This window comes from Oryzihumus sp. (assembly GCF_036391795.1).
Lineage (GTDB): Bacteria > Actinomycetota > Actinomycetes > Actinomycetales > Dermatophilaceae > Oryzihumus.
Genome location: NZ_DASVZH010000010.1, coordinates 1 through 6,965 on the forward strand (window position 1 = coordinate 1; position 6,965 = coordinate 6,965).

Sequence of the window (6,965 nt, forward strand, 5' to 3'; positions counted from 1 at the left end):
CGCCGAGGCCTGGCGCACGTCGGCGCGTGTCTAACCGGTCGCCGCCCAGGTGCGCAGCCGATAGGCCGCGAGCCGGGCCCGGTGCCGCAGCGTGGCTCCCCGGCACGGCCCGTTCCAGAGGACCACGTCGTCGAACGCGTGCGCCCCGGGCCGGTCCGCGACCGACCGGGCGGCGTCACGCACCGCCACGAGCTGGGCCACCGTCATCGGCAGCGGCGCCTCGTCCGGCTGCCAGGTGGCCCCGAGCGGGTAGTCCCGTCCCGGCGTCGTCGTCATCTCGACGTGACAGCCCAGAACCGCGGTCACTGGGCGTGACGCAGCCAGCGCCACCAGCCGGTCCAGGCTGTCCAGGAACGCCGGCATGTCCTCCACGTAGAGCCGCCCGGGGTAGACCGTGTCACCGGTGAGCAGCCACCCGGTCCACCGGTCGAACACGGCCACGGAGGCCTCGTGGTGGCCGGGGATGCCGGTCACCTCCAGCACCCGCCCGCCGAGGTCCAGCGTCTCGACCTGCGCGGGCCAGTCGGTGAACCCGAAGAAGGCCTGCACCGAACCGAGGTCGCTCCCGACCACGGTGACGTCCGACCGGCCGGCGAGCTGGGCGTCCCCCGCGACGTGGTCGCCGTGCGCGTGGGTGTGCGCGACGACCAGCTCGTAGGTCTCGCGCGGGTGCTCGCGCAGCCACTCCACGACCAGGGCCTCGACCGTGTCCGCCAGCGGGAACCGCGCCGGGTCGGCCGTCGCCCCGGTGTCGAACAGCACGGCCCGCTCGTTGCCGAACAGCAGGAACAGGAACGGCCCCTCGTAGTGCACGTCCTTGCTCTGCCGGAGCACCACCGTGTGCGGGTCGGCCCGGTGCACCTGGATCGGCGGGTCCGTGTGGCCGCGCCGCGACCCGTGCACCCAGGCCACCTCGAGGTCCGCCGGCACCGGTGTCGCGCGGGTGAAGTCGACCTCCGTCATCCGCACCACTCCTCCCGGCCACCCGCCCTCGGGAGGCCATCCAGCGGACCTGCGACACGGCATACCGCGGGGGTGGTCCACAATCGGTGACCATGACTGCCGTTGAGACTGACATTCTGGCCGTCGCGCGCGAGCAGGTGCTCGAGCGCGGCGAGGCGCTGCGCTACGAGCAGGTCCTGGCCGTGCTGAACACCCCGGACGAGCAGCTCGAGGAGCTGCTGGCGCTCGCCCACGAGGTCCGGATGAAGTACAACGGCCCCGACGTCGAGGTCGAGGGCATCGTCTCGCTCAAGACCGGCGGCTGCCCCGAGGACTGCCACTTCTGCAGCCAGTCCGGGCAGTTCACCTCCCCGGTCCGGTCGGTGTGGCTGAACATCCCCGAGCTGGTCAAGGCGGCCAAGCAGACCCGCGAGACCGGCGCGTCCGAGTTCTGCATCGTCGCCGCGGTGCGCGGGCCCGACGAGCGCCTCATGAGCCAGATGCGCGAGGGCGTCAAGGCGATCCACGCCGAGGTCGACATCCAGGTCGCCGCCAGCCTGGGCATGCTCACCCAGGAGCAGGTCGACGACCTGCGCGACATGGGCGTGCACCGCTACAACCACAACCTCGAGGCCGGCCGGTCGTACTTCCCCCAGGTCGTCACCACCCACTCGTGGGAGGAGCGCTGGGAGACCTGCCAGATGATCAAGGCCTCCGGCATGGAGCTGTGCTGCGGTGGCCTGGTCGGCATGGGCGAGACCGTCGAGCAGCGCGCGGAGCTCGCCGCCCAGCTCGGGGAGCTCGAGCCGCACGAGGTGCCGCTGAACTTCCTCAACCCGCGCCCCGGCACCCCGTTCGGGGACCTGCCGGTCATGGAGGCCAACGACGCGTTGCGCACCATCGCGGCGTTCCGCCTGGCCCTGCCGCGCACGATCCTGCGCTACGCCGGCGGCCGCGAGCTGACCCTGGGCGACCTGGGCACCCGTGACGGCCTGCTCGGCGGCATCAACGCGGTCATCGTCGGCAACTACCTGACCACCCTGGGCCGCGACCCCAAGGACGACCTGGCCCTGCTGGACGACCTCAAGATGCCGATCAAGGCGCTCAACGCGACCCTCTGAGACCCGTGACGACGACCGGTATGACGGGTGCCCCCGTCTGGTGCGGCCGCTGCGGTGAGTCCGCGGCCGAGGGCGACCACGGCGCGTGCGCCCGGGCGCTGGAGCTGGAGCCGCCGCGCTACTGCGTGGCGTGCCGGCGCCGGATGAAGGTGCAGGTCACGCCGGGCGGCTGGAGCGCGACCTGCGTCGAGCACGGCGTCAGCGAGACCTCGACCTGGGGTTCCTGACCCGCTGGGCGAAGGGCTGACCACGCGCGGTCAGCCCTTCGCGCTGCCGCTGAGGGCGACCTCGTCCTGCCGGGTGACCTGCAGCAGCGCGATCGGCAGCACGAACGGCACGATGAGCAGCTCGAGCCAGTCCCACAGGGTGTTGCCCCGGAAGCCGGTCCACGCCCAGCCGAGCACGTAGCCTCCGACCACCAGCACAGCGAAGACGAGCGCGCCGACGGCCAGGCCGAGGAGCCAGACCATCTCCAGCCGGCGGTGGGTGCGCAGCCACAACGGCAGCAGCGCCAGGACGACCGGCAGCACCAGCAGATGCAGCCAGTCCCACAGCGTGTTGCCGCGGAACCCGGTCCACGCCCACCCCCCGAGGTAGCCCCCGAGCGCGCAGACCGCGATCGCCCCGACCACCCCGCCGAACGCCACCGTGTGCCGTCGTCGCACGACCATGGCGCCAGCATCGCCACGCCGTCCCCGGGGCGGTTCCCTCAGGTGGACGAGTCCCGGGTGAAGGGTTGACCACATCCGGGTGGGGTCAACCCTTCACCCTGCTGCCGGTCGGCCACCGACCTCGGCCAGCCGCCGCTGCAGGAACGCCCGCTCGGCCGCGTTGTCGGTCAGGTCCAGTGCCTGCCGGTATGCCGTGGCCGCCTCGGTGGCGCGGCCCACCCGCCGCAGCAGGTCGGCCCGGGCGGCCGGCAGGTAGCGGTAGCCGGCGAGCGCCCCGGCGTCGAGGGCGTCCAGGGCGGCCAGGCCCGCGTCCGGCCCGTCGCGCATCGCCACCGCCGCGGCCCGGTTCAGGGCGACCACCGGGGAGGGCCAGGCCTGCAGCAGCAGGTCGTAGAGGCCGACGACCTGACGCCAGTCGGTCTCGGCCCAGCTCGGCGCCTCGGCGTGCACCGCGGCGATCGCGGCCTGCAGGGCGAACCGGCCCGGCCGTCCGCCATGCAGGGCCTCCACGACCAGGGCCCGCCCGTCGGCCACCTGCGCGCGGTCCCACCGGCTGCGGTCCTGGTCCTCCAGCAGCACCAGCTCGCCGGCGGCGTCGACGCGGGTGGCCCGGCGGGCGTCGGTGAGCAGCAGCAGCGCCAGCAGGCCCCGGACCTCCCGCTCGTCGGGCATGAGCTCCAGCAGCACCCGTGCCAGGTCGACCGCCCGGGTGACGAGGTCGGGCCGCACCAGGGTGTCTCCGGAGGGGGCGGTGTGCCCGGTCGTGAAGACCAGGTGCACCACGGTGAGCACCGCGTCGAGCCGCTCGGGCAGCTCGTGGGTCTCCGGCACCCGGTAGGGGATGCGGGCGGCGGCGATCTTCTTCTTCGCCCGGGTCACCCGGGCGGCCATCGTCGGCTCGCTGACCAGGAACGCGTGCGCGATCTCGGGGGTGGTCAGCCCGCAGACGAGCCGCAGCGTCAGGGCGACCTGCGCCTCGCGGGCCAGCGCCGGGTGGCAGCACGTGAACACCAGCCGGAGCCGGCCGTCGGGGATGTCGCCGCCGTCCGGCCGCTCGCCCGGCCACTCCTCGGTCACCTCGGGCTCGATCAGCAGCGGGAGCTTGGTGCGCAGCGTGGAGGCGCGGCGCAGCGCGTCGAGCGCCTTGCGCCTGGCCGTGGTGGTCAGCCAGGCGCCGGGGCTGCGCGGCACACCGTCGCGCTCCCACGCCTCGACGGCGGACAGGTACGCCTCCTGGGCGCACTCCTGCGCGAGGTCGAGGTCACGGGTGAGTCGCACCGTCGCGGTGAGCACGTGGGCCCACTCGCGCCGGTGCGCCTCGGCGAGCGCCTCGCGGACCCGCTCACGCTGCGCTGCCAAGCGATCAGCCCTGCTCCGGGAACTCCATGACCGGGCGCACCTCGACCCCGCCGAACGGGGCTGGGCACAGCCGGCTGATCTGCAGGGCGTGGTCGAGGTCCTTGGCCTCGATGAGGTAGAAGCCGCCGAGCGCCTCCTTGGTCTCCGCGAACGGGCCGTCGGTGACCACGTCGCCGCGGATCGAGGTCGCGGTGGCGGTCGGCTGCAGCGCGTTGCCGCCCAGGATCTGCCCGCCGAGCTCGCCCACCTGCTCGGCGAACCGGTTGTGCGCCTGCATCGTCTGCTGCCAGACGCTCGGGTCGGCGCTCTCGTAGCCGGACTCGTTCTCGTAGATCAGGACCAGGTACTGAGCCATCGCGGTTCTCCTCCGCCAGTCGGTGTGCTCGGACATGACCTCGACGAACGGGCCGCGCCGGAATCGACAGCCCCAGTCTCGGGTGCCGGTGCCCGCGAAGCCAGCCACACGGCATACAGGACAATCGGTGGCGATGAGCGACCTCGACGACCTGCTCGCGTTCGACCGCGACCACCTGTGGCACCCGTACTCCTCGGCGCTGACCCCCTCGACCCCGCACCTGGTCGAGTCGGCCGGCGGCGTGCGCCTGCGCCTGCGCCTGGCGTCCGGCGAGCGGCGCGAGGTCGTCGACGCGATGTCCTCGTGGTGGTGCGCGGTCCACGGGTATGCCGTGCCGCAGCTCGACGCCGCGGCCCACCGGCAGCTGTCCCGGATGAGCCACGTGATGTTCGGTGGGCTGACCCACGAGCCGGCGGTCGCGCTGGGCCGGCGCCTCATCGACCTGGCGCCCCGGCCCGCGGGCGCCGACACCTCGCCGCTGCAGCACGTGTTCTTCGCCGACTCCGGCTCGGTCTCGGTCGAGGTGGCGCTGAAGATGGCGTGGCAGCTGCACGTCAACGCCGGGCGCCCGCGCCGGAAGATGTTCACGATCCTGGGCGGCTACCACGGCGACACGTTCGCGCCGATGAGCGTCACCGACCCGGTCGGCGGCATGCACACGCTGTTCACCGGGGTGCTGCCCGAGCAGGTGTTCGCCCCGCGCCCGCCGGCCGGCCTCGACGTCGGCCCGGACGACCCGGGGATGGCGGAGTGGGAGCGGGCGACCCGCTCGCTGTATGCGGAGTTCGCCGACGACATCGCCGCCGTCGTCGTCGAGCCGCTGCTGCAGGGCGCCGGCGGCATGCACGTCTACAGCCCGTATGCCGTGCAGGTGCTCGCGAGCCTGGCCCGCGAGCACGGCGCGCTGGTCATCTTCGACGAGATCGCGACCGGCTTCGGGCGGACCGGCACGCTGTGGGCGGCCGAGCGCTGCGGCGTGGTGCCCGACGTGATGACGGTCGGCAAGGCGCTCACCGGGGGGTACCTCACGCTCGCCGCGGCGTTGTGCACCCCCGAGGTGGCCCGGGCCGTCAGCGGCGGCGCGTCGGGGGCGCTGATGCACGGCCCGACGTTCATGGCCAACCCGCTGGCCTGTGCCGTGGCCCTGGCCAGCCTGGACCTGCTCGAGGCCAACGACTGGTCGGCGCAGGTCGCCCGGCTGGAGGAAGGACTGGCGCGCGGGCTCAAGCCGGCGGCCGACCTGCCCCACGTCAAGGACGTGCGCGTGCTCGGCGGGGTCGGCGTGATCCAGCTCGACGAGCCGGTGCGCACCGCCGAGGTCGCCGCGGCGGCGATCGAGCGCGGGGTGTGGGTGCGCCCGTTCCGCGACCTCGTCTACACGATGCCGCCCTACGTCAGCACCGCCGAGGACGTCGCCACGATCTGCTCGGCCCTGGTCGGCGCCGTCGCCGAGGTCCACGGCGCCTGACCCGACCTCTCATCTCCGAGAGGGACGTTCCTCGGGCCTGGAGGGGCCTCCAGGCCTGAGGAACGTCCCTCTCGGCGCGGTGGGTGGGGCGCGTCCAGGAAGTGACCCCGTGGGCGGGCGGCGGCCCGGCGTGGGGCACCCTTGGCGGGTGAGCTGGTTCCTCGATGACCTGGCGGCCCGCGCCGCCGAGCGGGAGCGCCTGGGCCTGACCCGGCACCTGGTGCCCCACACCCCGGCGAGCCAGGGCGGCCTGCTCGACCTGGCCGGCAACGACTACCTCGGGCTGCTGCACCGCCCCGACGTCATCGCCAGTGCGGTCGCCGCGGCCCGGCAGTACGGCGGGGGCGCCGGCGCGTCCCGCCTGGTGACCGGCTCGCTGGACCTGCACGAGCGGCTCGAGCGCGAGCTGGCCGCGCTGACCCGCAGCGCCGGCACCCTGGTGTTCTCCACGGGCTACGCCGCCAACCTCGGCGCCGTGACGGCCCTGACCGACGCCGACACCCTCATCGTCTCCGACGCCCACGTCCACGCCTCGCTCATCGACGCCGCACGGCTGTCCCGGGCGCAGGTTGCCGTCGCCGACCACAACGACCTCGCCGACGTCGAGCGCCTGCTGCGCGGCCGCACCCAGCGCCGGGCGATGGTCGTGGTCGAGTCGGTCTACAGCGTCCTCGGTGACGCCGCGCCGCTGGCGGAGCTGGCCGACCTGGCCGGCCGCCACGACGCCGTGCTGCTGGTCGACGAGGCGCACGGCCTCGGTGTCGTCGGCGAGCGCGGCGAGGGGCTGGCCGCCGCCCTGGGGCTGACCGGGCTGGACCACGTGGTCCTGACCGCCACGCTGTCCAAGTCGCTGGCCGCGCAGGGTGGGGCGGTCCTCGGCCACGCCGCCGTGCGCGAGCACCTGGCCAACACCGCCCGGACCTTCATCTACGACACCGGGCTCGCGCCCGCCGCCACCGGCGCCGCCCTCGGCGCCCTCCGGGCCCTGCGGCACGACCCGGGCCTGCCTGGCCGGGTGCGCGCCAACGCGGCCACCCTGGCCGAGGCGT

Annotated in this window: 8 protein-coding genes; 4 read left to right on the forward strand and 4 right to left on the reverse strand. The window is 74.1% G+C overall.

Translation table 11 applies throughout. The features are described from left to right. Nucleotides 1–30: 30 nt before the first annotated feature. Nucleotides 31–963: an MBL fold metallo-hydrolase gene (locus VF825_RS00470; RefSeq protein ID WP_331108972.1), complete on the reverse strand. Its 933-nt coding sequence runs from the start codon at nt 961–963 to the stop codon at nt 31–33. Between the two features lie 92 nt (nt 964–1,055). On the opposite strand from VF825_RS00470, the gene bioB reads away from it, so the two are divergent. Together bioB and VF825_RS00480 are read left to right on the forward strand one after the other, a co-directional pair. After that, nucleotides 1,056–2,063: a biotin synthase BioB gene (bioB, locus tag VF825_RS00475; protein ID WP_331108975.1), complete on the forward strand. Its 1,008-nt coding sequence runs from the start codon at nt 1,056–1,058 to the stop codon at nt 2,061–2,063. A 20-nt stretch (nt 2,064–2,083) separates the two neighbouring features. Further along, nucleotides 2,084–2,290 (forward strand): hypothetical protein, encoded by a 207-nt coding sequence (locus VF825_RS00480; protein ID WP_331108977.1) that lies wholly within the window; start codon nt 2,084–2,086, stop codon nt 2,288–2,290. A gap of 30 nt (nt 2,291–2,320) precedes the next feature. Here VF825_RS00480 and VF825_RS00485 read toward each other — a convergent pair whose 3' ends face one another. The 3 genes from VF825_RS00485 to VF825_RS00495 form a co-directional block, all read right to left on the reverse strand. Then, nucleotides 2,321–2,734, reverse strand: coding sequence for a hypothetical protein (locus VF825_RS00485; protein WP_331108979.1), 414 nt, complete (start codon nt 2,732–2,734; stop codon nt 2,321–2,323). A gap of 93 nt (nt 2,735–2,827) precedes the next feature. Then, nucleotides 2,828–4,093: an RNA polymerase sigma factor gene (locus VF825_RS00490; RefSeq protein WP_331108981.1), complete on the reverse strand. Its 1,266-nt coding sequence runs from the start codon at nt 4,091–4,093 to the stop codon at nt 2,828–2,830. Between the two features lie 4 nt (nt 4,094–4,097). Continuing rightward, entirely contained in the window at nt 4,098–4,448 is a 351-nt protein-coding gene (locus tag VF825_RS00495; RefSeq protein WP_331108983.1) for a YciI family protein, read from the reverse strand. A 133-nt stretch (nt 4,449–4,581) separates the two neighbouring features. Between VF825_RS00495 and VF825_RS00500 the strand changes: the two genes are divergently transcribed. After that, a complete protein-coding gene (locus tag VF825_RS00500) occupies nt 4,582–5,916 on the forward strand; it encodes an adenosylmethionine--8-amino-7-oxononanoate transaminase (RefSeq protein WP_331108985.1) in 1,335 nt (444 codons plus the stop codon). Nucleotides 5,917–6,064: 148 nt separating this feature from the next. Further along, on the forward strand, nt 6,065–6,965 hold a 901-nt coding region (locus VF825_RS00505; RefSeq protein ID WP_331108987.1), incomplete at its 3' end, for an aminotransferase class I/II-fold pyridoxal phosphate-dependent enzyme.

What these genes read in the sequence shown, in the direction of transcription:
- VF825_RS00470 (WP_331108972.1), bottom strand. Translation starts at nt 963, where the DNA reads ATGACGGAGGTCGACTTCACCCGCGCGACACCGGTGCCGGCGGACCTC.
- VF825_RS00485 (WP_331108979.1), bottom strand. Translation starts at nt 2,734, where the DNA reads ATGGTCGTGCGACGACGGCACACGGTGGCGTTCGGCGGGGTGGTCGGG.
- bioB (WP_331108975.1), top strand. Translation starts at nt 1,056, where the DNA reads ATGACTGCCGTTGAGACTGACATTCTGGCCGTCGCGCGCGAGCAGGTG.
- VF825_RS00500 (WP_331108985.1), top strand. Translation starts at nt 4,582, where the DNA reads ATGAGCGACCTCGACGACCTGCTCGCGTTCGACCGCGACCACCTGTGG.
- VF825_RS00480 (WP_331108977.1), top strand. Translation starts at nt 2,084, where the DNA reads ATGACGGGTGCCCCCGTCTGGTGCGGCCGCTGCGGTGAGTCCGCGGCC.
- VF825_RS00495 (WP_331108983.1), bottom strand. Translation starts at nt 4,448, where the DNA reads ATGGCTCAGTACCTGGTCCTGATCTACGAGAACGAGTCCGGCTACGAG.